This window comes from Chryseobacterium sp. PvR013 (assembly GCF_017833095.1).
GTDB classification, from domain to species: Bacteria; Bacteroidota; Bacteroidia; order Flavobacteriales; family Weeksellaceae; genus Chryseobacterium; species Chryseobacterium culicis_A.
The window spans coordinates 2,299,379-2,324,167 of sequence record NZ_JAFIBT010000001.1 but is presented as its reverse complement, the minus strand read 5'-3'; the positions used below and the strand labels follow the sequence as shown (position 1 = coordinate 2,324,167).

Below are 24,789 nucleotides of genomic sequence, written 5' to 3'. Positions count from 1 at the left end.
ACTATGAATACCTATCATATCAATAAAGGAATAGGACGGACGGTAGAGTTCAAGGGACTTAAAGCGCAATACCTCTTTATCTTCAGTGGAGGACTCTTAGGAATATTGATCTGTATCATGGTTATGTATATGGCAGGCGTCAATACCTATCTGTGTTTAATTCTCGGAGGATTCAGCAGTGGACTTCTTACCTGGCAGACTTTCGCACTGAATAGAAAATACGGTGAGCACGGTCTGATGAAAATGAGTGCTCAAAAAAAGCATCCGAAATATATCATCAGCCGTAAGAGTATTTACCGGTATCTGAAAATTAACCGTAAAAGAACAAACATATGAGAAATTCTTCCAAAGCAGCAACCTTGGAAAGTAAATTTCCACTGCTTGCGATTGAAAATGATTGTATCATTTCAAAAGACGCTGATGTTACGGTTTGCTTTAAGGTCAGACTCCCTGAACTTTTTACTGTCGCTTCCGCTGAGTATGAAGCCATGCATTCCGCTTGGTTTAAAGCGATTAAAACACTCCCGGATTTCACCATCGTTCACAAACAGGACTGGTTTATGAAAGAAAACTACAATCCTGATTTGTCACAAGAAGACCAGAGTTTTCTTTCCAAATCATTTGAAAGGCATTTCAATGAGAGGCCTTTTTTAAATCATTACTGCTACCTGTTTATCACAAAAACAAGTAAGGAGAGAATGCGGATGCAGAGCAACTTTTCATCACTCTGTAAAGGAAAACTGATTCCGAAAGAGATTAAAGACAAAGAAGTCATGAATCGATTTCTTGAAGCTGTCGATCAGCTGGAGCGGATTATGAATGACAGTGGTTATATCCATCTGGAAAGGATGACAGAAGATGAGATATCAGGAACTTCCGAGAGATCAGGACTACTGGAACAGTATCTGACTCTGTCCCGTGAAACCCATCCACCATTGCACGATATTAAGCTGGGATCTGAAGAAATGCGAATCGGTAATAACCGGATCACTATGCATACCTTATCGGATACTGAGGATTTACCAGGCACTGTTTCATCACACATTCGTTATGAGAAATTAAGCACAGACCGCAGTGACTGTTTGCTGTCTTTTGCTTCTCCGGTGGGACTTCTGCTAAGTTGTAATCACATTTATAATCAATATCTGTTCATTGACAATAGTGATGAGAACCTTCGCCAATTTGAAAAATCAGCAAGGAATATGCACTCTTTAGCAAGATACAGCAGAGCCAATCAGATCAATAAGGAATGGATAGAAAAGTATTTGAATGAAGCACACTCTTATGGTCTTCAATCTATCCGTGCTCATTTTAATGTGATGTCATGGTCTGACAATTCTGCTGAATTCAAGCAGTTAAAAAATGATACGGGGAGTGCTTTGGCTTTAATGGAATGTAAACCCCGTCATAATACGACAGATACAGCTACCTTATATTGGGCTGGAATACCCGGTAATGCAGGCGATTTTCCTAGTGAAGAGAGCTTTTACACATTCATCGAACCTGCTTTGTGTTTTTTCACAGAAGAGACCAACTATCAGGATTCACCATCACCTTTTGGGATCAAGATGGCTGATCGCCTGACTGGAAAGCCTATTCATTTGGATATTTCAGATTTGCCGATGAAACAGGGGATTATTACGAATAGAAATAAGTTTATCCTTGGTCCATCGGGCAGTGGTAAATCATTCTTCACCAACCATATGGTGCGACAGTATTATGAGCAGGGAGCGCATGTCCTTCTTGTAGATACCGGAAATTCCTACCAGGGATTATGTGAACTCATTAAAGGTAAAACCAAAGGAGAGGATGGTGTCTATTTTACCTATACCGAGGATAATCCGATCGCTTTCAATCCATTCTATACGGATGACGGAATCTTTGACATCGAAAAAAGAGAGAGTATCAAAACCTTGATTTTGACACTATGGAAAAGAGATGACGAACCACCGACCCGTTCAGAGGAAGTAGCCTTGTCCAATGCTGTAAGCGGATACATCGAAATTTTAAAATCTGAAGACCAGCATCCTTGCTTCAATGGCTTCTATGATTATGTGAAAAACGACTATCAGAAGGTACTAGAGCAAAAGAAAGTCAGGGAAAAAGACTTTGATATTGCCAACTTTCTCAATGTGCTGGAACCTTACTACAGAGGAGGAGAGTATGACTATCTGCTCAATTCAGAGAAGCAGCTGGACTTATTATCCAAGCGTTTTATTGTCTTTGAAATCGATGCTATTAAAGATCATAAAATTCTATTTCCTATTGTAACCATTATCATAATGGAGGTCTTTATCAATAAGATGCGAAGACTCAAAGGAATCAGAAAACTCATCCTTATCGAAGAAGCCTGGAAAGCCATTGCCAAGGAGGGGATGGCTGAGTATATCAAGTACCTGTTCAAGACCGTCAGGAAATTCTTCGGAGAAGCCATTGTAGTAACTCAGGAAGTCGATGATATCATTCAGTCACCGATTGTGAAAGAAAGTATCATTAATAATTCGGATTGTAAGATTCTTCTTGACCAAAGGAAGTATATGAACAAGTTCGATGATATTCAGGCGATGCTGGGATTGACTGATAAAGAAAAGTCCCAGGTGCTGTCGATCAATATGAATAATGATCCACGAAGACTTTACAAGGAAGTTTGGATTGGACTGGGTGGAACGCACTCTGCAGTCTATGCCACTGAAGTTTCAACACAAGAATATCTGGCATATACTACAGAAGAAACGGAAAAGATGGAAGTGATGAATCTTGCATCGGAACTTGACGGCAATGTCGAACATGCCATCAAGAGGATTTCTCTTAAGAGAATCAAATCGAATAGAAAAGACCATTAAATCATTTAAAAATATACAACAATGAAAAATTTAATCATTAGAACCTTAATGGTACCATTCTTTGCTACCGTAACCTATACAAAAGCACAATTTGTCGTAACAGACCCTGCAAACCTGGCTTCGGGAATTTTGAACTCAGCCAATGAAATTGTACAGACTTCTTCAACGGTATCTAACGTTGTTAAGAACTTCAATGAAGTTAAGAAAGTATATGAACAGGGTAAAGAGTATTATGACCAGCTGAAAGCCATCAATAATCTGGTCAAAGATGCCAGAAAGGTTCAGCAGACCGTCCTTTTAGTGGGTGATGTTTCTGAGATGTATGTCAACAATTTCGGTAAAATGCTGAATGACCCCAATTTTAATGCTCAGGAATTAGCTTCCATTGCCAATGGTTATTCTGCGCTTCTTACGGAGAGCACGGAGCTATTGAAAGAACTCAAAGAGATCATCACTTCTAACGGTCTTTCTCTGAATGATAAAGAAAGGATGGATGTTGTTGACCGGGTTTATAAAGAGGTCAAAGCGTATCATAATCTGGTAAGATACTACACCAATAAAAATATTTCGGTCAGTTATCTCAGAGCAAAAAAACAGAACAATACCCAAAGGGTGGTGGATCTTTACGGAACCTCCAATCAAAAATACTGGTAAGATGGAACCGAATAACTTACACGAAGTACTTCGTTCTGTTTATGAGGAAATGATGCCGATGTGCGCTGATATGGCTGCTGTGGCAAAAGGGGTCGCCGGATTAGGTGCTTTATTCTATGTAGCACTAAAAGTCTGGCAGTCATTGAGTCGTGCAGAATCGATTGATTTGTTTCCCATGCTGAGACCTTTTGCCATAGGCATCTGCATTATGTTTTTTACCACATTGGTTTTAGGAAGCCTTAATGGAGTGATGAGCCCGATTGTTCAGGGCAGCCACTCCATGTTGGAGAATCAGGTCTTGGATATGAACGAGCTGCAACAGAAAAAAGATCTTTTAGAACGGGAAGCGATGCTCAGGAATCCGGAGATGGCTTACCTTATTTCAAATGAAGAATTTGATAAAAAGCTGGAAGAGCTCGGATGGTCACCATCGGATTTGGTCACGATGTCCGGAATGTATATTGAACGGGAAATGTTTGCCATCAAAAAAGATATCAGAGATGGTTTCCGGGAGTTTCTTGAAATTCTGTTTCAATCGGCAGCCTTAGTTATTGATACCATCAGAACATTCTTTCTGATTGTCCTTTCAATATTAGGACCTATCGCATTTGCCATTTCTGTATGGGATGGTTTCCAAACTACTTTAACTCAATGGTTGACGAGATATGTTAGTGTTTATCTATGGCTTCCTGTTGCTGATATATTCAGTGCCATTCTTGCCAAAATACAGACTCTGATTTTAGAACGGGATATCGAGATGCTCGCAGATCCCACTTTCATTCCTGATACCTCCAATACAGTATACATCATCTATATGGTAATCGGCATCATCGGTTATTTTACGGTACCGACGGTAACTGGCTGGGTGATTCAGGCAGGAGGTGCAGGCAACTTTATGCGTAATGTGAACCAGACTGCTACGAAATCAGGTAATGTCGCAGGAGCGGCAGTAGGTTCTGCAACAGGAAATATTTCGGGAAGATTATTAAAATAAAAATACAGTTCTATGGAATTTAAAACATTAAGAAATATTGAGAGCAGCTTCAAACAGATCCGTTTGTTTACATTCGTTTTTGCGGTGTTGTGTTTTGGAGTCGTAGGGATTGTGGTATTTAAATCCTATCAGTTTGCCGAAGAGCAGCGTCAAAAGATCTATGTGCTGGATAACGGCAAATCATTGATGGTAGCCCTTTCACAGGATATGTCGATCAACAGACCTGTAGAAGCAAGAGAGCATGTGAGACGATTTCACGAATTATTCTTCACCATTGCCCCAGATAAGAATGCTATTGAAAGTAATGTCAAAAGGGCTTTCAATTTGGCTGATCAATCCGCATTCAATTACTATAAAGACCTTCAGGAAAAAGGTTACTATAACAGAATCATTTCAGGTAATATCCAGCAGAGAGTTGAGGTAGACAGTGTCGTTGCCAACTTTGATAGTTACCCTTATGACGTAAAAACTTATGCAAGACAATTCATTATCAGGTCCAGCAATCTTACCATCAGGAATTTAATTACCAACTGTTCATTGGTTAATTCTGTACGGTCTGACAGCAATCCTCAGGGATTTATCATTGAAAAATTCAACGTGCTTGAAAATAGAGATGTCGAAACTGTTGAACGCTAATAAGATCGATATGAAAAAACTAAGAGATACACTCGAAAATTATGTTGTAAAGATTGATACACACTGGAAATCTCTTCCGGTAGAGCGACAAAAATTCCTGACCAAGGTTTTCTTTGGTGGTTATGTTTTGATAACCGTCATCGTCATTGTCAATATCTGTATTTCTACAGGTCAAAGAAGTAATACCATTTCTATCAATCATATTGATGGCATTTCTAAGAAACCTATCGAAAAAGGATCGAAGCATAATGAAATAGTAAACTCATCCACTAAAAAATAGAATATGAAAGATTCAGAGAAAATTAGAGTGACAGAAAATGATCTCTCCCAAAATTCTAACGGAGTGAATGATCATCCCAAGGCTCAATGGGAAAGATTAAAGAAACCTTTCATCTACTTTTTGATGGCTGCTGTATGTGCATCTTGCTTTTATCTGATTTTTAAGTCCAAAACCGATCATACCATTATTGAAGAGGCCGGATTTAATGCAGCTATTCCACAGGCAAAAGACGGTCAATTGCAGTCTGATAAGCAAAAGGCTTATGAGCAGCAGTTATTAGAGCAAAAGAATGAAGAAAAGAGAAATTCAATAACAACTTTATCAGATTACTGGAATGACCAGAACGGTGTAAACTATAATAGCAACCCACCTTCTTCAACATCCACTAAAAGTGTACTTCAGCAATCCGATCAGAATGCTCTGAACAGTTATCGAAATGCACAGCAGACCTTAAGCTCATTCTATAATCGGGATAATCAGGAGGTCAATAACCTAAGGAAAGAAATTTCAAGGCTAAAGAATGAATCAATGCAAAATCATGCTGTTCCTGCGGGTCTGGGAATGAACGAACAGTTAGAGCTCATGGAAAAATCGTATCAAATGGCTGCTAAGTATCTTCCAACGACGCCAAAGCAGGAAAAACCAGCAGAAAAAGAAGAGGTCGAAAAGCCAATGGAAAAGAAGGTTAAACTGACTTCAGCAATACCGGTACGTTCCAATGTTGTTTCCTCATTATACAGAGACCGGTCGGATAGTGCTTTTATCGCAGGTTTGAATCAGAATAGATTTTATGACAGTCAAAATGATTCAGAAAACTCGGTTCAAACAAAAAACGCAATAAGAGGTGTGGTCTATGAAACTAAGACTTTGGTCAATGAAAGTACATTATCTATAAGGCTTTCAGAAGCGATGAAAGTCGGACGAGCTGAAATTCCAATTGGGAGTTTACTGATTGCAGTAAGCAAATTTCAGGGTGGGAGGCTTCAGTTAAAAATATCTTCCATTCAATCTCAAGGTAATATCTATCCTGTAGAAATCAATGTTTATGACACCGACGGTCAGATGGGATTGTATGTTCCTTATTCAGCGGAGCAGAATGCGGTAAGCGATATTGTAGCTAATATGAGTCAGACTTCAGGCACCAATATTATGATGACCCAATCTGCAGGGCAGCAGATTGCAGCTGATCTGAGCAGGGGAGTGGTACTGGGACTGTCGGGTTATTTTCAGAAGAGAGTCAGACAATTGAAAGTAACTGTAAAAGCTGGCCATCAGGTCTTCCTCTTACCCCAAAATAACTAATCAAAAAAATAAAAATGAATACACAAAAGAGTCATTATATTCTCATTATGCTATTACTTCTATTAGTAAGCAAGGCATTTGGGCAGGATTCTGTGACAACTTATATTTCCTTGGAACAGGCAAAATTAAACCCTTTCAGGATACAAGTTACCTACAATAAAACCAGCCATGTGATTTTTCCATCACCCATACGATATGTTGATCTGGGTAGTGAATTGTTAGTTGCCAATAAGGCGGAACCTATCGGAAATGTTCTCCGGATTAAATCGGCTGTAAGAGATTTTGAAGAGGAAACCAATTTTTCGGTTATTACTGAGGATGGAAAATTTTATAGTTTTGATGCATCTTACAGTTCTTATCCCGATATATTAAGCTATGATTTGGTAAAACTTCAGAGAGGTATTGAAAGGCAATATGCTACTGATATATTATTTGAAGATCTTAAAGGAAGCTCAACTACTCTGACAGAGCTTATTATAGAAAATCTTTACAGGAAAAGCAACAGAACTATTAAGCATATTGCTTCGAAAAGCTATGGAATTGAGTTTTCAGTCAGAGCACTGCACGTTAATGACAGCAAGTTTTATTTCACATTGCAGGTTAAGAATCAAAGTAATGTGGGGTATGCAATTGAACTGGTCAATTTTAAAATTGTTGATAAAAAGAACTTAAAGCGAACGGTTGTTCAGGATAAGATTTTAGAGCAGGTTCGTACCTATTTCCCGGAAACGACCGTAGCTAATCATTCAGACAGTAAAGGGATTTATATGCTTGATCAGTTTACACTCTTAAAAGATCAGGTTTTGGAGATTGAAATTCTGGAAAAGAATGGGGGAAGGCATCTGAAAGTACAGCTTGAAAATGAAGATCTTGTTCATGCAAGATTGATAAACAGTTTAACCATTAAAACGGAGTAAGATGCACAAAATATTTTTAACGGTCATCTTCATGATGATAATGGGTAGCAAAATATTTGCTCAACAGATGATTCCTAAGCAAATTGGTGTTGAATTTACCTATTCGGTATTTCCAAAATCTCCAGAAAAGCAAAATTATATGTTTAGTACGGGGCTTGTTTCTTACTCGAAGAATGGTAATTACTTCTTTGGACTAACAGAATTTAGCAGAAAATATTATAAATACACTAGCTGCGATATTCCGATAGATACATTCCTGCTGAGTGGTGGTTACAGTTTTTATCTATGGGGAGACTTCATGCGAAATGTCAATCTTAATCTGGGAATTGGAGGTCTTTTTGGTTATGAACAGGTTAATAGAGGCAATGAATTGCTATATGACGGTTCAATGTTAACAGCAACGGATAATTTTATTTACGGATCAAATGGTAAGCTATCTATTGAAAGCTATCTGACCGAGCATTTAGTTTTCTTGGTCAACGGACAACTTCGCTTTTTGAAAAATAGTCAAATGGCTAATTTTCACTCTCTGCTGGGGGTTGGAATAAGATATAATTTCTAAAAATAATGAAAAATGAAAAATATAATTAATACAGCTAAAATACAATTAAAGTGTTTCTTGCTACTATTTGTGATTGGACTATTTGTACAATCATGTGAGAAAGATGATTTGGAAATTCAGCAGAATTATCCTTTTAAGGTGTCGGTTATGCCTGTTCCTAAAGATATCGCTAAAGATGAGTATGTGGAGATCCGTATCAAAATTATTCCTGAAGGTAATTTTGCTGACACCAAATATTATCTTCGATATTTTCAGTTTGAGGGAGCAGGAAAGCTGCAGTATTATAACACTCAACCTTACTTTCCTAATGATATTTATCCTCTTTATGAGAAAGAGTTCAGATTGTATTATACTTCAACCTCTGAAGTTTCACAATCATTTACGGTATGGCTCTCAGACAGTTTTGGAAATGAGGAGAAAATTGAATTTCAATTCAACAACAAAAAGCTAAACGGATAAATACTATTTCTTTAGCTTACAAATATATATTTCCACTTCAAATAAAACCATCTAATTTGAGAAGCATTGTTTAGTATTTGCGGAAAGATGGTTGGCCTCCTAAGGACAAGCATCTTTCCGCGACGCCACAAGAATCCAGACCGGGAACTGGCTCTGGATTCTTATTTTCAGAAATTTAAGTTTCTTATAAAATACCTTCATCGGAGAAAGAGAAGGAGTCTATTGAAGTTATTATACAATGATCAAGCAGTTTAATATTTAATAATTGTCCAGCCTCCTTTATTTTTTGTGTGATGCCTATGTCTTCGCGAGAAGGTGTAAGGTTTCCGGAAGGATGGTTATGGGCTATAATAAATGATACGGCATTACATAATAGAGCTCCCTGCATGATGATTCTGATGTCAACAAGAGAAGAGGTAATTCCAGATTCTGATATTTTTTGTATTCCTAAGACCTTGTTAGCCTGATTCATATACATTGAGTAAAATGACTCTCTGTAGTCGATCTGATCTGCATCAAAATGTTCCCTGAAAATATCTGTAGCATCCTGGGAGTTCAGTACTTTTTTTTCAGCATTTCCTTTTCTTGTGTAGATCAATTTGATCTCATTTACGATATTATATTTCATTGTTATTGCTCTGAGTACGGCAGAGCCTTTTGTTTCCCGTACTTAAGTTAAAAAAGCATTTATTTAAAACATTATTTAAAACACTATTTAAAACATCTTTGAAATGTTATGTATCTTTTCTGGATCAAAAGCCTTTTCAATCTCTTCTCCGTTCTATTTCTTAAAAGCCTTTCAGGCTTCGCTGAATATTTTTCAAAAGAAAACCGGAAAAAAGAAAGCAGATATGAAGTGTTGACAATGAAAAAAAACAAAAGGAAACGGATTAATTGGAGGGTACCTTTAGGGAGGAAACCGTTTATGCCGTAGTCTTTTGGTTGGATTAGCATGACGGCTGGCAACAATACCTTAGCTGCCTTTTTACCGGTTTATTTTGGGAAATGTTTCGTGTAATAACAGTCAATAACCTGTTTTTGTATATGAAATGAATGTTTAAATTAACAATGTTGATTTTATTTGTATTTTAGTTGAATCTAAGAATGATGAATTTCTTTGCATCAATTTTCTCTTGTTGCACCTAAAAAATAAATTTAAACGTAATCACATCTTTTATAAATAAAAATTTTTTCCGCCTGATGGTTGACGTTAAGTGTTTCGTTTGATTTTACATGTTTCAAGCGTTAGACATTTATATTTAAAAGCCAAATACATCGCATAAGTGTCTGGGTTTAATTTCAGAACAGTTGTCCAATACTTTTATTAAAAATGTATTGGTATGGAGAAGAAAGTTGAAATTAGTAACATTACCATAGAGGAGATTATCAAGATTTTTAAAGAAGAGGAAGGAATTGAATTGAGCATTGAGGAGGCGAAAAATATTTTAAGCTTTCTGACGATGCTCTTAAAAATTACCATTAAGAGTTTTTTAGAACAATAATATTTTCTAAGATTTATATATGAAAAAAGCCGATTTATATATCCGTGTGTCAACTGATGAGCAGGCAGATAAGGGATACTCGCAAAGAGATCAGGAGGAACGATTAAAACGTTATTGTGAAAACAATAACATTAAAGTAGGTCAAATCATTTATGAAGATTACTCAGCCAAGACTTTTATCAGGCCAGAGTGGATTAAATTACTGGATACGCTAAAGAAAAAAAGCTCAAAAACGGATCTGCTGCTTTTTACAAAATGGGATCGCTTCAGCAGGAACGCTGGCGATGCGTATCAAATGATTAACATACTTAGGAAAATTAACGTTGAACCGCAGGCCATTGAGCAACCTTTAGATCTTTCAATTCCTGAAAATAAAATGATGCTGGCTATATATCTTGCTGCACCGGAAGTTGAAAACGACAGGCGCGCTCTGAATACTTATTATGGAATGCGCCGTGCTAAAAAAGAAGGCAGATTAATGGGAAGGGCACCTTATGGCTACGCTAACAGAATAACGGAAAACGGGAAAAAGTATGTAATTCCGAAGGAACCGGAAGCTTCCAATATGAAATGGGCATTTAATGAAATGTCCAAAGGCATTTATTCAGCGAGCCAAATCATGGATATGATGAACAGAAAAGAAGGAAAGTCAGTTAAGATAAGTGCCTTTCTTGCAAGTTTACGGAATACCGCATATTGTGGGAAAATTTACGTGGAGCAATTCAATGAAGAGGAGGCTCATTTTGTTAAAAGTATTCATGAACCTTTGATCAGTGAAGAACTATTCGAAAAAGTTCAATGTATAATGGATGGAAATGTGAATCCAGCCAGACCTAATGTAAAAGTACTGTCTGACGATAATTTGCCATTAAGAGGTTTCCTTCTGTGTCCGGAATGTGGTCATTTGATTACAGGCAGTGCCTCTACGGGACGTTCTGGAAATAAATATTATTACTATCATTGCCAATCCCCGTGTTCATACCGTTACAAATCTGAGATTATTAATTCTAAATTTTTAGAAATATTGCAGTCATTGGAAATGCGCGCATCTATAAAAAATTATTTGAAAAAAGTGTTGAGGCAAAATTTTGAAAAATTAATCAATAATCCCCAAAGAGAAAGGAAAGCAATTCTATTAGAAATAGATCGTTTAAACAGTAAATTGAAACAGGCAAGAAATAAACTGATGGAGGAAGTAATTGATGATGAAGATTATCTTGAAATTAGGACCGGCTGTAAAGGACAAATTGAAAAGCTCGAAGCTAAATTAACTAAAGGAAAGGATAATAAGAAAATAGATTTTCAAAAACTACTAGACCAAGCATTATCGAACCTAGTAGACCTTGCGAAAGTCTATACTGATGGGGATATCGAGGTAAAACGTAAAATAATTGGTTCGATATTTCCTGAAAAATTGCAATTTTCAAAAAATCATTATCGAACCACCCGACCCAATGTTTTGCTCTCTTATATATACCAGATAAACAATGAGTTAGGTACGAAAAAAAACCGGAAAGAAAGTGAATTATCACCTCTTTCCGGTCTTGTACCCAGGACCGGGATCGAACCGGTACTCCTAAGAACTGGTGTTTGAGACCAGCGCGTCTACCAATTCCGCCACCTGGGCTTGATGTTGAGTACAAACATGGTGTTTGTTTCAAATTGGTGTGCAAATATAGGAAGTTTTTTCAATGTTCAAAAGCTTTTTGAAGAATTTTTTTAAAAATTAAGTTCCAAACCATCGTAGGCAAGGTGTATTCCGGGTGGAAGCTGCTTATCTTCAATATCATGCAGTCCTAAATGATGACTGATGTGTGTTAAAAATAATTTCTCAGGTTTGAGCTCTTCGAACAGCTTAATAACATCCGGAAGGATAAAATGGGCAGGATGGGGATCAAACTTTCTGATGCAGTTTAAAATCAGGACATCAAGATTCTTCAATTTTTCTTTTTCCGTTTCAGAAATAAATCCGGCATCTGTAATATAAGCCAGTTTTTTTAACTTATATCCAAACACGGTAATCTTATAGTGAATCACTTCCACAGGAGTGATTTCCGTATCCAGTACCTGAAAAGGCTTATTTTCAATTTCGTGAAGTTCAAAAGCGGGCGCACCGGGATATCTTACATCTGCAAAAGCGTAAGGAAACCTGTTTTTTATTTCATGAGCCACTCTTGAATAGCAGTAGAGCGGAACATCTTTTCCACTCTTAAAAATCAGTGGCCGCATATCATCCAGTCCGATCACGTGATCATTATGTTCATGGGTAATCAACGCAATATCTACGGTATGTTCATGATTGGTAAGCATTTGCTGCCTGAAATCCGGACCGCAATCGATCAGTATTTTTTTATTTTCTTCCGTGGTAACCATCACGGAAGAGCGTAAACGTTTGTCTTTGGGATTTTCTGAAGTACACACTTCACATGTACAGCCTATAACGGGTACACCTTGAGAAGTACCGGTTCCTAAAAATTTCAACTTCATTTTGTTTTGAGGTTGGTTTAATTTTGGTAAATTTACAAAAAATTTCATGTCCTAATGTATCAGAAACTAACTCCTAAACAAAAAGCATTAACAATTAATCTAGATCCTACTATTTATGGTACTTTCGCAGAAATTGGAGCAGGGCAGGAGACTGTTCGCCACTTTTTTAGAGCAGGGGGAGCTTCCGGTACGATTGCTAAGGCAATGTCTGCTTATGACAAAGATTTTAGTGATGCCATCTACGGAAAGGAAGTAAAAAACAGGTATGTTACCCAAAACAGACTTCGCAAAATGCTTCGATATGAAGTAGCTTTGATTGAAGAGAGGATTTCAAGGGATAATAATCCTGACAGAAAATTCTTTTCTTATGCCAATACGGTAACCACCATTAATTTTGACAAGACTGTAAAAGGCCACGGCTGGGTAGGAATTCGTTTTCAGACCAAAGAAAATGAAGATTACAATGAAATCGTAATTCACGTAAAATTCAAAGAAAATGATGCCACTCTTCAGCAGGAAACCTTAGGGAATCTGGGAGTGAACCTTATTTTCGGGGCTTTCAATTATTTTGACAACCCAAGAACTTTAGTGGAATCTTTATACGATGATGTGGCAAAAGACAACCTGGAAATTGATATGATTGATTTCAGCGGACCTGCCTTTGCCTATGTTGATAACAGACTGATGTCTCTTCAATTGGTAAAGAATGGAATGACTGATGCAGTAATCTTCAATTCTCAAGGAAGTAACATGCTTCCGGCAGATGTACTGTACAAGAAAAATATTTTTGCGGTAAGAGGAAGTTTCAGACCGGTAACGAAAGTAAACATTGACATGCTTAAAAACGGGATGGATATGTTCTTCAAAGATGCCATCTGTACCCATGAAGAAACAGAAGTTCTTATTGAGATTACTATTTCCAATCTGAGAGCAGACGGAGATATTGACGAAAGAGATTTCCTTGACAGGGTTGATATTCTGGCTAAACTGGGATACACTGTTATTATTTCTAACTTCTCTGAATATTACAGACTGATCGATTATTTTGCATCTTATACCAGTGGAGATATTGGTGTAGCAATGGGAGTAAACAACCTTTTAATGGTATTTGATGAGAAATACTATAAAGATTTGTCGGGTGGAATCCTTGAGGCATTCGGGAAATTTTTCAGAAACGGGATGAGAGTATATCTGTATCCTTATAAAGATCCTGAAACCCACCAGTTGCTGGATTCTTCAAACCTGAAAGTAGAAGAAAACCTGAAAGAACTCTATAAATATTTCAAACACAACAACCGTATTGTTGATATTACCAATTATAATCCGGAGTTTCTGGAAATTTATTCCAGAGAAATACTGAGAAAAATTGCCTGCTGTGTGAAAGGTTGGGAAACTCAGGTTCCGGAAGGTGTAGCAGAAATGATTAAAGAGCGTGGAATGTTCGGATATAAAGAAGAACTTTCCCTAAAACAATTCTCTTAAAATATATATATACAATGTCAGAATTAAAGAAAAGACTTTCCTCAATTCTTGAAAGTCCTAAACATAATACAGAAGAAAAACTTGAAAAAGTTTGCCACTTGTTGGATCAGGAAATTCCTTACTTCAACTGGACTGGCTTCTATTTCAAAAACGGAGATAAGGAAGAGTTGATTTTAGGCCCTTATGTGGGAGCACCAACAGATCATACCATTATTCCTTACGGTAAAGGAATTTGTGGTCAGGTAGCAGTTTCCAATGAAACATTTGTAGTTCCTGACGTACATGAAGAGAGCAACTACCTTAGCTGTTCTATCGATACAAAAGCTGAAATTGTAGTTCCGATTTTTAAAGACGGAAAAAACATTGGCCAGATTGATATTGATTCTCATACCATTGATCCTTTCACGAAGGAAGACCGTGAATTATTAGAATGGCTTTGTAATGAAGTTTCTAAGATTTTGTAATTGAAAACTTACAATAAAATATAGACTCCGGCTGATTGAGCCGGAGTTTTTTATGGATTGTTAGTGGTAATGACAAACATAATTAAGGGTTCACCTCCAGTGTTTTCCACAGAATGATATCCGATGGACCTGATGGCTGTAATATCCCCTTTTTGTAATGCTTTCTTACGTATGAAACCCTCTGTTCCTGTTCTTTCTCTATATTCTCCGGTTCCATGAACAACAACATACAATTCCTGTTCATTTCTTTGATTGTGCGTATGAAAACCAGACTCGTCCCCTTTGTTCAATAAAACCATATAGGCTGCTAAACGATTATTGGCTAATTCTTTCTGATCAAACATCTGCAGCATATAAACAGTTCCGTTTCCTCCATACATATTTTCACGTTTGTCGACACGTGTAATGGTGCGTTCATTTTTTTCAAACGCCATTACATAAAGATTGATGTATTTCGAAACCTCCTGTATAACGTGATCAAATTCGGCTCCCTCAGATAATATAATGGTATCAGACATGTGAGTTTAATGTTTTGGGTTTAAAGTTTAAAGTTGATGGTTGAAAAACTAGCTTTGCTGCATCAGATGAATTTCAGCCAGCAGTTCTTTAAAATAATTCTCGCATTTCGCAATATGGGTTCCATACCAGGAAAATGCCTCACCATCTACGATCATAATCTTTTTATCCGGATAAAAAACCTGTAGTTCCTGAATATGTTTTTCTTTAAATGGAAAAGGTTCAGAAGAAAGCATGATGACATCAGCATCCGCCAGGTCTTCAACAGTAATTTGAGGATAGCGGGTTTTATCTTTGAAAATATTCTCAAAACCAATTTCCGATAAAATTCTGTGGATGAAAGTATCTGAGCCAATGGTCATATAAGGATTATTCCAGATAAGATAAGCTGCTTTTACGGGAGTTTCCAGTTTTGCCTGATTCAGGACATCATAAATTTTAAGATTGAAAAGCTGTGCTCTGTCTTCCTTTCCGAAAAGCTTTCCGAGATTTTTAAGCAAATAATAATTATCTTCAATCGTGTCAATATTGGTTACCATTACTTTATAATCGTCCATTAAAGCTTCTACCTGATCCTTTACATTTTCTTCCTTATTGGCAAGAATAAGATCCGGTTGCAGCGCTTTAATTTTCTCAATATTGATATTTTTTGTTCCTCCGATTACAGCTACATTTTTTATTTTATCCTGAGGATGAATACAGAATTTTGTTCTGCCGATTACTTCATTTTCGGTAAGTCCAAGGTCAAATAAAGCCTCAGTAATAGAGGGTACAAGAGAAACGATTTTCATATTGGCATGTTAGATGATGCCTAAAATTACAAAAGTTTTCCGGTTAAGAAAAGTCCGGCTACGGTAAAATAGATAATAAGCCCCGTAACATCCACCAATGTTGCTACAAATGGAGCAGAAGAGGTAGCAGGGTCAAGATTTAATTTCTTTAAAACAAACGGAATCATAGAACCGGATAACGTTCCCCACAACACAATAGCAATCAAAGAAACAGAAACACTTAATCCGACATATACCCAATATTGGCCATAATCAAAAAGACCTATCTGCTGCCAAAGCATAATTCGTATAAATCCGATGATTCCTAAGATGGCCCCCAGACATAATCCGGAGATAATCTCTTTTTTCATGACATACCACCAGTCTTTGAGATTGATTTCCTGAAGAGCCATCGCACGAATAATCAAAGTGGCAGCCTGGGATCCTGAATTTCCTCCGCTGGAAATAATTAACGGAACAAATAGGGCCAGAACAACGGCTTTTTCAATTTCTTTATCAAAATATCCCATTGCTGAAGCCGTCAGCATTTCCGAAACAAAGAGAATGATCAGCCAGGTTGCCCTTTTTTTAATCATCTCTGTCCATGAAGTTTGGGTATAGGGAAGATCCAATGCTTCCAATCCCCCAAATTTCTGGATATCTTCTGTGTTCTGCTGTTCAATCTGATCTAGGATGTCATCTATCGTTACGATTCCTACCAAAACACCGGCTTCCGTAATAATAGGAAGAGCGCCACGGTCATACTTTTCGAAATAGGTTACCGCATCCTCTTTAGAGGTAGTGGTAGTAATGGCTACAAAATGATTGTCTGTAATATCTGAAACCAAAGTATCTTCCTCTTCCAAAAGTAAAGTTCCGATAGCAAGGTCATCAATGAGGCGGTTTCTTTCATCCACAACATACAGATAGTTCATGGTTTCCACTCTTTTTCCTACCTTTTTGATTTGCTGAAGACATCTTTTTACCGTCCATTCCTTACGGATCTGAATATAATAGGGCGTCATCAGACGGGCAATTGAATCCGAGTTGTATCCAAGAAGCTTTAAAGCAATTCTTCTTTCCTGAGGGTTAAGGTGGTTGATGGAATACTTGATAAGCTCATCCGGGAAATCCTCGAAAAGAGCAGTTCTGTCATCCGGAGTCATGGCATTCAGGATTTCGGAAACTTCATCGCTTCCGATACTTCTGATGGTATCTTCCTGGAAATCAGGATCAAGATGTGAGAAAACCTCTGCTTTGTATTCTTTCGGAACCTTCAGGAATGCGAGCAGCCTCTCATCAGCAGGAAGTTCGCTGAGGGTTTCGGCAATATCGGCAGGGTTGAAGATAAGTTCGTCTCTAGAATTCAAAACGTGAAATTTTTTGGATATGCAAAAATAATTCAAATTTTTAAGACTGAGCTATAAACTGACAAAATTAAGGATTAATTAAAGTTTAATGCTTCACTATAAGAGCAAAAAAAACACCCGCCGAAACGGATGTGCAAAAATTAAATTTTAAATTCCAATATTCTTTACATTGGTTCGCATTCTGAAGTAGGAATGTATATACAAACAGCATTTGTACAACATTGGTATGGTCCGCAATCTGAATTGTCACCACACTTTTTTATTCCGCTTCCTTTAATGTTTTTTTGCTGCAGCCTGTTGAGCTTCTTAAGATTTGAATTTTTCATGGCAATCAAATATAGCAAGATTAAGGCTCTATCGGACAGTCATGATCAAGGCATTCTCCATTACAGCAGTATCCAACGGAACAAGGTCTTGTTATACTGCATCTGAATGGTCCGATACCTCCATTAATTTGTTTGGCAGCTTCTCTGCTGAGTTTTTTTAGATTTTTCATATAGTTTATAGTTTTGATTAATGTTAGACTAAAATAGTAAATATTTCTATATTATTCATTCGTGAGTGAAAATATTTTACTATGAATCAATGTTTTATTTAAGTTTTAAATAAAAAACACCTACAATTGCAGGTGTCTGTAATGATCATATATTATTCCAGGGGACATGGATTTATGACACAGATGTTATGGCAACATGATCCGCCCGGACATTCATAATGCTCTGTGCATCTTTTGAAAGGTCCGCTGCCTTTGATTTCTTTCTGTACTTGTCGGCTGAGTTTTTTTAGATTTTTCATGATGTTTATTTTATAGTTGATTGTTAGGTGTACTTTTATTCAAGGCAGATAAAGGGTGAACAAATACCATTGCAGCAATATCCTACAGGACATGGATTGCTTTCGCTGCATCTTTCCATGGATCCTCCGTTAATTTGTTTGGCAGCCTGCCTGCTGAGTTTCTTTAAATTTTTCATGAGATTTTGGTTTTAATGTTGAACTAAAATAGTAAAAAATATTTAATAAATCATTATTTAGTGAAAATATTTAATTGTTAATCAATTATTTATAGCGTTTTATAAACAAAAAGCACCTGTTTGTAAAAGTAAACAAGTGCTCTGTATAACATGAAAATTTTTATAATTCCGGACATGCATAAGCAACGCATACCCGATGACAGCATGATCCGCCAGGACATTCAAAATGATACTGGCATTTCTGAAGACGGATGATACTTCCTAAGATTTCTCTCTGACTTTCTCTGCTTAACTTTTTTAAATTTGAATTTTTCATAATAATTTAGATTTAAGATAAAACCAAATTAATGAAAGCCTTCAAATGGTTGATAAACACAAAGATATTCTACCGGAAAAGGGCTATGAAAGAATTATGAATTATGAATTATGAATTTTTTCTGGTACGCATTACTTACCCCAGGAATAAAAATTCACAATTGACTTGCGAAGCAAAATTGACCATTGACTATAAAGGTCTTATATTCCAACTTGAAACTTTAAACTTTAAACCTTAAACTTTAAACCTTGAACCCGAAACTCAAAGCTCTGCTTCCGTGGGTTTTAATTTTCTCAGTTTCTTAATGATTCCTTTTATGGCTCCTTCAGTTCCTAGTTTAACAGAATTTACGGTAGAGCCCAGCAGACGCATATTTTTTCGGTAAGTATCGTGATCTGTTTCGGTTACAAGATTTCCGTCAGAACCAAAAAGTTTCATGCTGACCACCACCTGGTTGGAGAATACATATTTTCCAAAACCTACTTTGAAATATCTTACTTTGGAAACAATGGCAAAGTCTGCATCATTATTATGGCAGTAGTCTACGATAGTCTGTTTATCAATACTGTCAAAGGGAACCTGAACTTCTGCACGAAGCATTTTATTCCTTCTGTCACCAAAATTATCGGTAACTGCATCAAAGAAAGCACTGTTGGTAGGGTCTTTTATTTCATCAATATCAGGTTCTACCTCGGGATTGAAGTATAGAACTTTTTTTATTTTATCATCAGCATTCCTCTGGGCTTTTACCGAAGTAAATCCGATGAATAAAAAAGTAGTAACCGCTGTAAAGAATATAATTTTTTTCATTTGTAATCCGAATGCAAAATTACTGCCTTTTCGTTGGATTGCATATAATTTATTAAGAAATTTTTAACATTTTTTTCTATCAATTTTGATATATGAAATCAATAATGTTTGCAGAATCAAAAAATAGTCGTAATTTTGCACCCGTTACATAATAATCATTAAACAATATTGGAATGTACTTAACAACAGACAAAAAGCAGGAAATTTTCGCAAAACACGGAAAATCTGCACAAGACACAGGGAGTGCTGAAGGACAAATCGCTCTTTTCACTTTCAGAATCAACCACTTATCTCAGCACTTAAAGGCTAACCGTCATGATTTCAACACAGAGAGATCTCTAGTGAAATTGGTAGGTAAGAGAAAAAGTTTACTAGATTACCTTAAAAACAAAGATATCGCAAGATATAGAGCAATTATTGCTGAACTAGGTTTAAGAAAATAATCTATAAAGATTTTCAAAATAAAAAGCAACTTCGAAAGAGGTTGCTTTTTTAGTTGTAATATAACCACAAAAGTCACAGAAGGTTCTGATCAATTTTGTTGAGATTCCTACGGAATGACAAATTGAATAATTAAAACTCTATTTGAATTGTGTCATTCCGTAGGAATCCAGCTTTTATTATCCATAAAAAGATTACAACTTAAGCCAATAGCACAACTGAAGGTGTGATAATTCCCATCCTCCGGAAGGGTGGCGAAAATTCAAAGAATTTTTGACGGGGTGGTTAATTCTCTGCAGCATCCATTTACTCAACCTTTTTCCCAATCTTCCCCAAATGGGTATTCTGAAAACTATCAGGATATTTCAATCCATATCCCAGAATTCTGTCAAAAGCAGAATGGCAAAATAATATTGTTCCGATCATCTGTAAATAGGGCAGTGAGAGAGCTGTTCCGGCAAGATACACCACAATGGCTACTCCAAAATGATGGAAAAGGTTATAGCAAAAAGCTCCCACTTTATTATTAACCGTATATCCCAGCATGGAAATATCGGGTGCCAAGAAAAGTCCTGCAAACCACCACCAGGAATATCCTGTCTGGGCAAAAGCATATGCTCCTAACAACAGAAATGCTGCGTATTCAAGCTTTAACTGTATTTTCATTGTAATGGTGTTTATTAATAAGATAAGTTCCTTTTTTCAATGAAAAGTTACATGATAAGATCCAAAAAGAAGCGGAATACCTTTGAGATATTCCGCTTATACATTTTGATTTGATTTTATTTTAATGTCCTGATTTGGCTTCAGTGCTTTCTACATGACCAAGATATTTGGTACAGTAAGCTCCAAAAATAAGAATCACCAGATAACAGAATACAGGAATAATAAATGAATGCTGTACTCCAAACTGATCTGCAAGGTATCCCTGGAAAATAGGAACAATAGCTCCTCCCAAAATAGCCATTACCACTAAAGATGATCCCTGACTGGTATATTTCCCCAGTCCTGAAATGGCGAGGGTATAAATGTTAGAGAACATAATAGAGTTGAAGATTCCGATTCCTAAAATACTGTACATGGCCATTTCACCATGATTCACCATTGCGGAAATCAATAGTACAACATTAATTGCGGCAAAGATTGATAATGTTCTTGCCGGTGCTGCTTTACCAATGAAGAAAGCTATGAAATTAAGAATAATAAATACAATGAAAAAGCTGATCTGAGAGAAAGTGAGGTTTACAATGCTGAAAATAACAAGGAAAACAGCAGCAGCAGCTCCTAACATATAAACAGCTTTTTTACTCTGGCTCAAAGACTGGTTTAGAGAAATCGCACCAAGAAAACGTCCGATCATGGCTCCGCCCCAATACATAGAAAGATAATTCTTACTGATGATTTCATTAAAGCCCATAATTTGTGGCTGTTCCAGGAAGCTGATGATAAAACTTCCCACGGCAACTTCTCCGCCTACATAGCAGAACATGGCGAATACTCCAAATTTCAGGTGACTGAATTCAAGCGCTCCCCAGCCTTTTACAATTTCTTCTTCACCCATCTGGAATGAAGGAAGCTTAACTCTTGAGATCAATAGGGCGACCAATAAAAGAATCCCTGCAAAAATAAGGTAAGGAATTCTTGTGGCTACAGCGCTGAAAGATCCGTCCGGAGAAGAGAAAAATTCAAAAATAAGGTGACCTCCAAGCACCGGAGCAATGGTTGTTCCGAATGCATTGAATGCCTGAGTCATATTCAGACGGCTGGAAGCAGATTCTTCACTTCCCAGCAGCGAAACATACGCATTGGCCGTAATCTGAAGTACTGTAAAGCCGAGCCCTAAAATAAACAAAGCACCCAGAAACAGAGGGTAATACGAAAAAGTAGCTGCCGGATAAAACAGGACACAGCCTAAAGCTGCCAGAAAAATTCCGAACAGGATTCCTTTTTTATATCCTAATTTATTAATGGGATCTCCTTTCGTGATAGAGATCAGAAAATAAATCAGTGATCCGATAAAGTAAGCTCCGAAAAAGCAGAACTGTACCAGCATGGATTCGAAAAAGGTAAGATTGAAAAGTTGTTTCAGATAGGGGATCAGGATGTCATTCATACAGGTGATGAATCCCCACATAAAAAACAGCAGGGTGATGGTAATCAACGGAACCGTGTAATTCCTGCTTTGAGATTGTACTTCTTTATTTATCATAAACATTTATTTATCTTAAGGAATAGCCCTTAACTTTTTGCCTACAGCATTGTATTTGGTGAAGTAGGGCAAATATAGGAATCCACCTATGTCTTTGCAATAATTTTAATGATTTTTATAATGAAATGTATACTTTCTCCATAGGATAGTATTATTTTCATTTTTTGAGACAATAATACAAAAACGACTGGATTTTTCAATGTATTATCTTTAAAAAAAACACTTTTTTATTTTTATAAATGACAGAAAAGTTGACATTAAGGATATAAACTTTGAAACTCTCATCAATTGATAGCCAATTTTTTGTATTTTAAGAGCCTATTTATGCAATCGAAAAATTTAATATATCATTATTATATAGTACCTTTGCAGACGAAAATTTAAAGAGTTTAAATATTAATTCATACTCAATACGGAGTATTAAGAAGACAAATTTATGAGTATACCTCAAGCGTTTACAGAAATGATTACTCTTGCAGATGGCAGAGAAATCACTATTGAAACAGGGAAGTTGGCTAAACAGGCTGATGGATCTGTGGTAGTAAAAATGGGTGGAACAATGCTTTTAGCAACTGTTGTAGCCAATAAAGAAGCAAATCCTGGTGTAGATTTTTTACCATTAACCGTTGATTATAGAGAAAAATTCTATGCAGGTGGAAGAATTCCTGGAAACTTCTTCCGTAGAGAAGCAAGACCTTCCGATCAAGAAATTTTAACGATGCGTTTGGTGGACAGAGTATTACGTCCGCTTTTCCCTGAAGATTTCCATGCTGAAGTTCAGGTGATGATTTCATTAATTTCTTATGACGGAAAAACAATTCCTGATGATTTAGCTGGTTTAGCAGCTTCTGCAGCTATTGCTATTACAGATATTCCTTTCAACGGACCAATGTCTGAAGTAAGAGTTGTAAGATTTGACGGAGTACTTTCTATCAACCCAAGTTACGAAGAATTGAAAAATTCTGAGTTAGACATCATGGTGGGAGCTACTAAAGACTCCATCGTAATGGTAGAAGGAGAAATGAAAGAAATTTCTGAGCAGGAAATGTTAGAAGCTATCAATTTTGGTCATGCTGAAATTAAAAAGCAAATTGAAGCTCAGGAAAGATTAGCAGAAAAAGTAGGTAAAGCTTTCCCTAAGAGAGAATACTCTCACGAAACTCACGACGAAGAAATTCGTGAAAAAGTGTGGAAAGAGACTTACGATAAAGTATATGAAGTAGCAAGAACTCCATCTGGAAAAGAGGAGAGAGGTGAGAAATTCAAAGCGGTTCGTGAAGAATTCCTTGCTCAATATGCTGATAATGAAGAAGAATTGGAAAGAGTAACACCTTTCGTAAAAGTATATTATCATGATGTAGAGAAAGAAGCTATGCGTCAGATGATTCTTGAAGACAATATCCGTCTTGATGGCCGTGATCCTCAAACGATCCGTCCAATCTGGTCAGAAATTGATTACCTTCCAGGAGCTCACGGTTCTGCAGTGTTTACAAGAGGTGAAACTCAGTCTTTAACAGCGGTAACTTTAGGTTCTGTGAAAGATGCAAACATGGTAGACAGCGTAATCACGCAGCATGACGAGAAATTCTTCTTACATTATAACTTCCCTCCATTCTCTACAGGTGAAGCAAGACCTCTAAGAGGAACTTCAAGAAGAGAAGTAGGACACGGAAACCTTGCTCAGAGAGCATTACAGGCCGTAATTCCTGAAGAAAATCCATATACAATCAGAATTGTTTCTGATATCCTTGAATCAAACGGTTCATCTTCAATGGCAACAGTTTGTGCAGGAACACTGGCACTAATGGATGCCGGGGTACAGATTACAAAACCTGTTTCAGGTATTGCAATGGGATTGATTACAGATGCAAAATCAGGTAAATTCACTGTACTTTCTGATATCTTAGGAGATGAAGATCACCTTGGAGATATGGACTTTAAAGTAACAGGTACTGCAGATGGTATTACAGCTTGTCAAATGGATATTAAAATCCAGGGACTTTCTATGGATATCATGGAAAAAGCTTTGATGCAGGCTAGAGACGGAAGATTACACATCTTAAATAAAATCACTGAAACAATCTCTGAACCAAGAGCAGACGTGAAGCCTCACGCTCCGAAAATGGTGGTAATGGAGATTCCAAAAGACTTCATTGGTGCTGTAATCGGGCCTGGAGGAAAAATTATCCAGCAGATGCAGAAAGATACGGATACTGTTATTGCTATTGAAGAATTAGGTGAGATCGGACGTATCGAGATTGCAGGAACAGACAGAGAGAAAATCAATGCTGCTGTTGCAAGAATTAACGAAATTACTTTCGTACCGGTTATCGGTGAAGTTTACAAAGGTAAAGTAGTGAAGGTAATGGACTTTGGTGCATTCGTAGCAATTGCTAAAGGAACAGAAGGTCTTCTTCATATTTCTGAAATTGAATGGGCTCGTCTGGACAAAGTTCCTTATGCAGAAGGTGATGAAGTAGAAGTGAAGTTCATGGGTTACGATGACCGTAAGAAAATGAAACTTTCCCGTAAAGTTCTTTTACCAAGACCTCCAAGACCAGAAGGACAAGGTAGACCAGAAGGTCAAAGAAGACCGGAAGGACAAGGAAGACCTGAGGGACAAAGAAGACCTGAAGGACAAAAGCCACAAGGTGAAAGACCAGTGGAAAACGAAACTCCTTCTAACGAAGCTTAATAAGATTCATTCTTAAACATAAAAAATCCCTCAATTTTGAGGGATTTTTGTTTTTTTGTCATTGCGAAATGCAGAGCATTGAAGCAATCTCATTATTCAAATTTTCAAA

General features: G+C 36.9%; 28 protein-coding genes and 1 tRNA gene. 16 read left to right on the top strand and 13 right to left on the bottom strand.

Annotated features, from left to right (window positions below):
- Nucleotides 1-3: 3 nt before the first annotated feature.
- Genes JOE44_RS10485 through JOE44_RS10440 form a run of 10 tightly spaced genes read left to right on the top strand, consistent with a single transcriptional unit; the run spans nt 4 to nt 8,647 of the window.
- A complete protein-coding gene (locus JOE44_RS10485) occupies nt 4-336 on the top strand; it encodes a DUF4133 domain-containing protein (RefSeq protein WP_209785546.1) in 333 nt (110 codons plus the stop codon).
- The gene (locus JOE44_RS10480) at nt 333-2,843 is read left to right on the top strand and encodes a TraG family conjugative transposon ATPase (RefSeq protein WP_209785545.1); all 2,511 of its coding nucleotides are present in this window, start codon (nt 333-335) and stop codon (nt 2,841-2,843) included. Before JOE44_RS10485 ends, JOE44_RS10480 begins: the two co-directional genes overlap by 4 nt.
- A 48-nt stretch (nt 2,844-2,891) precedes the next feature.
- Nucleotides 2,892-3,497, top strand: coding sequence for a DUF4141 domain-containing protein (locus JOE44_RS10475; protein WP_245169886.1), 606 nt, complete (start codon nt 2,892-2,894; stop codon nt 3,495-3,497).
- A gap of 1 nt (nt 3,498) precedes the next feature.
- Entirely contained in the window at nt 3,499-4,491 is a 993-nt protein-coding gene (gene traJ / locus JOE44_RS10470; protein WP_002980932.1) for a conjugative transposon protein TraJ, read from the top strand.
- Between the two features lie 12 nt (nt 4,492-4,503).
- On the top strand, nt 4,504-5,127 hold the full coding sequence (traK, locus tag JOE44_RS10465) for a conjugative transposon protein TraK (RefSeq protein ID WP_209785543.1): 624 nt from the start codon (nt 4,504-4,506) through the stop codon (nt 5,125-5,127).
- Between the two features lie 10 nt (nt 5,128-5,137).
- Nucleotides 5,138-5,407 carry a hypothetical protein gene (locus JOE44_RS10460; protein WP_228442124.1) on the top strand — a complete coding sequence of 90 codons (270 nt, stop codon included), beginning with the start codon at nt 5,138-5,140 and terminating at the stop codon, nt 5,405-5,407.
- Nucleotides 5,408-5,410: 3 nt separating this feature from the next.
- Entirely contained in the window at nt 5,411-6,709 is a 1,299-nt protein-coding gene (gene traM, locus JOE44_RS10455) for a conjugative transposon protein TraM (RefSeq protein ID WP_209785541.1), read from the top strand.
- A 14-nt stretch (nt 6,710-6,723) separates the two neighbouring features.
- Nucleotides 6,724-7,626: a conjugative transposon protein TraN gene (gene traN / locus JOE44_RS10450; RefSeq protein ID WP_209785540.1), complete on the top strand. Its 903-nt coding sequence runs from the start codon at nt 6,724-6,726 to the stop codon at nt 7,624-7,626.
- Between the two features lies 1 nt (nt 7,627).
- Nucleotides 7,628-8,188, top strand: a complete 561-nt coding sequence (locus JOE44_RS10445) for a conjugal transfer protein TraO (protein WP_209785539.1) — start codon at nt 7,628-7,630, stop codon at nt 8,186-8,188.
- Between the two features lie 12 nt (nt 8,189-8,200).
- Entirely contained in the window at nt 8,201-8,647 is a 447-nt protein-coding gene (locus tag JOE44_RS10440; RefSeq protein WP_002980926.1) for a DUF3872 domain-containing protein, read from the top strand.
- 184 nt (nt 8,648-8,831) lie between these two features.
- Here the strand turns inward: JOE44_RS10440 and JOE44_RS10435 are convergent, their stop codons facing one another.
- Nucleotides 8,832-9,275, bottom strand: coding sequence for a JAB domain-containing protein (locus JOE44_RS10435; protein ID WP_209785538.1), 444 nt, complete (start codon nt 9,273-9,275; stop codon nt 8,832-8,834).
- Between the two features lie 712 nt (nt 9,276-9,987).
- Here JOE44_RS10435 and JOE44_RS10430 point away from each other — a divergent pair.
- Together JOE44_RS10430 and JOE44_RS10425 are read left to right on the top strand one after the other, a co-directional pair.
- Nucleotides 9,988-10,149, top strand: a complete 162-nt coding sequence (locus JOE44_RS10430) for a hypothetical protein (protein ID WP_167348773.1) — start codon at nt 9,988-9,990, stop codon at nt 10,147-10,149.
- Nucleotides 10,150-10,168: 19 nt separating this feature from the next.
- Nucleotides 10,169-11,743 (top strand): recombinase family protein, encoded by a 1,575-nt coding sequence (locus JOE44_RS10425; RefSeq protein ID WP_209789160.1) that lies wholly within the window; start codon nt 10,169-10,171, stop codon nt 11,741-11,743.
- Here JOE44_RS10425 and JOE44_RS10420 read toward each other — a convergent pair.
- Nucleotides 11,697-11,776, bottom strand: a tRNA-Leu gene (locus JOE44_RS10420). The genes JOE44_RS10425 and JOE44_RS10420 overlap by 47 nt on opposite strands.
- Before the next feature lie 92 nt (nt 11,777-11,868).
- Entirely contained in the window at nt 11,869-12,636 is a 768-nt protein-coding gene (locus JOE44_RS10415) for an MBL fold metallo-hydrolase (RefSeq protein WP_209785537.1), read from the bottom strand.
- Between the two features lie 54 nt (nt 12,637-12,690).
- Here JOE44_RS10415 and JOE44_RS10410 point away from each other — a divergent pair, with 54 nt between their 5' ends.
- Nucleotides 12,691-14,118, top strand: a complete 1,428-nt coding sequence (locus JOE44_RS10410) for a nicotinate-nucleotide adenylyltransferase (protein WP_105683909.1) — start codon at nt 12,691-12,693, stop codon at nt 14,116-14,118.
- A gap of 14 nt (nt 14,119-14,132) precedes the next feature.
- Entirely contained in the window at nt 14,133-14,582 is a 450-nt protein-coding gene (locus JOE44_RS10405) for a GAF domain-containing protein (protein WP_079240912.1), read from the top strand.
- 50 nt (nt 14,583-14,632) lie between these two features.
- On the opposite strand, the gene JOE44_RS10400 is transcribed toward JOE44_RS10405, so the two are convergent.
- The 8 genes from JOE44_RS10400 to JOE44_RS10365 form a co-directional block, all read right to left on the bottom strand.
- Entirely contained in the window at nt 14,633-15,100 is a 468-nt protein-coding gene (locus JOE44_RS10400) for a cupin domain-containing protein (protein ID WP_209785536.1), read from the bottom strand.
- Between the two features lie 48 nt (nt 15,101-15,148).
- A complete protein-coding gene (locus tag JOE44_RS10395) occupies nt 15,149-15,889 on the bottom strand; it encodes a helical backbone metal receptor (protein ID WP_209785535.1) in 741 nt (246 codons plus the stop codon).
- 26 nt (nt 15,890-15,915) lie between these two features.
- The gene (gene mgtE, locus JOE44_RS10390; protein ID WP_209785534.1) at nt 15,916-17,238 is read right to left on the bottom strand and encodes a magnesium transporter; all 1,323 of its coding nucleotides are present in this window, start codon (nt 17,236-17,238) and stop codon (nt 15,916-15,918) included.
- Between the two features lie 346 nt (nt 17,239-17,584).
- A complete protein-coding gene (locus tag JOE44_RS10385; protein ID WP_158521347.1) occupies nt 17,585-17,734 on the bottom strand; it encodes a hypothetical protein in 150 nt (49 codons plus the stop codon).
- Between the two features lie 152 nt (nt 17,735-17,886).
- Complete coding sequence (locus JOE44_RS10380) at nt 17,887-18,033, bottom strand: hypothetical protein (RefSeq protein ID WP_164976668.1); 147 nt, start codon at nt 18,031-18,033, stop codon at nt 17,887-17,889.
- 35 nt (nt 18,034-18,068) lie between these two features.
- On the bottom strand, nt 18,069-18,209 hold the full coding sequence (locus tag JOE44_RS10375; RefSeq protein WP_209785533.1) for a hypothetical protein: 141 nt from the start codon (nt 18,207-18,209) through the stop codon (nt 18,069-18,071).
- A gap of 160 nt (nt 18,210-18,369) precedes the next feature.
- The gene (locus JOE44_RS10370) at nt 18,370-18,525 is read right to left on the bottom strand and encodes a hypothetical protein (protein ID WP_165791689.1); all 156 of its coding nucleotides are present in this window, start codon (nt 18,523-18,525) and stop codon (nt 18,370-18,372) included.
- Nucleotides 18,526-18,786: 261 nt separating this feature from the next.
- Nucleotides 18,787-19,335, bottom strand: coding sequence for a pyruvate decarboxylase (locus JOE44_RS10365; RefSeq protein WP_209785532.1), 549 nt, complete (start codon nt 19,333-19,335; stop codon nt 18,787-18,789).
- Nucleotides 19,336-19,508: 173 nt separating this feature from the next.
- On the opposite strand from JOE44_RS10365, the gene rpsO reads away from it, so the two are divergent.
- On the top strand, nt 19,509-19,778 hold the full coding sequence (gene rpsO, locus JOE44_RS10360; RefSeq protein ID WP_034692246.1) for a 30S ribosomal protein S15: 270 nt from the start codon (nt 19,509-19,511) through the stop codon (nt 19,776-19,778).
- A 304-nt stretch (nt 19,779-20,082) separates the two neighbouring features.
- Here rpsO and JOE44_RS10355 read toward each other — a convergent pair whose 3' ends face one another.
- Complete coding sequence (locus tag JOE44_RS10355) at nt 20,083-20,442, bottom strand: DUF4260 domain-containing protein (protein WP_209785531.1); 360 nt, start codon at nt 20,440-20,442, stop codon at nt 20,083-20,085.
- Nucleotides 20,443-20,563: 121 nt separating this feature from the next.
- The gene (locus JOE44_RS10350) at nt 20,564-21,985 is read right to left on the bottom strand and encodes a sugar MFS transporter (protein ID WP_245169754.1); all 1,422 of its coding nucleotides are present in this window, start codon (nt 21,983-21,985) and stop codon (nt 20,564-20,566) included.
- A 436-nt stretch (nt 21,986-22,421) separates the two neighbouring features.
- On the opposite strand from JOE44_RS10350, the gene JOE44_RS10345 reads away from it, so the two are divergent.
- Entirely contained in the window at nt 22,422-24,680 is a 2,259-nt protein-coding gene (locus tag JOE44_RS10345; protein ID WP_209785529.1) for a polyribonucleotide nucleotidyltransferase, read from the top strand.
- Nucleotides 24,681-24,789 lie beyond the last annotated feature (109 nt).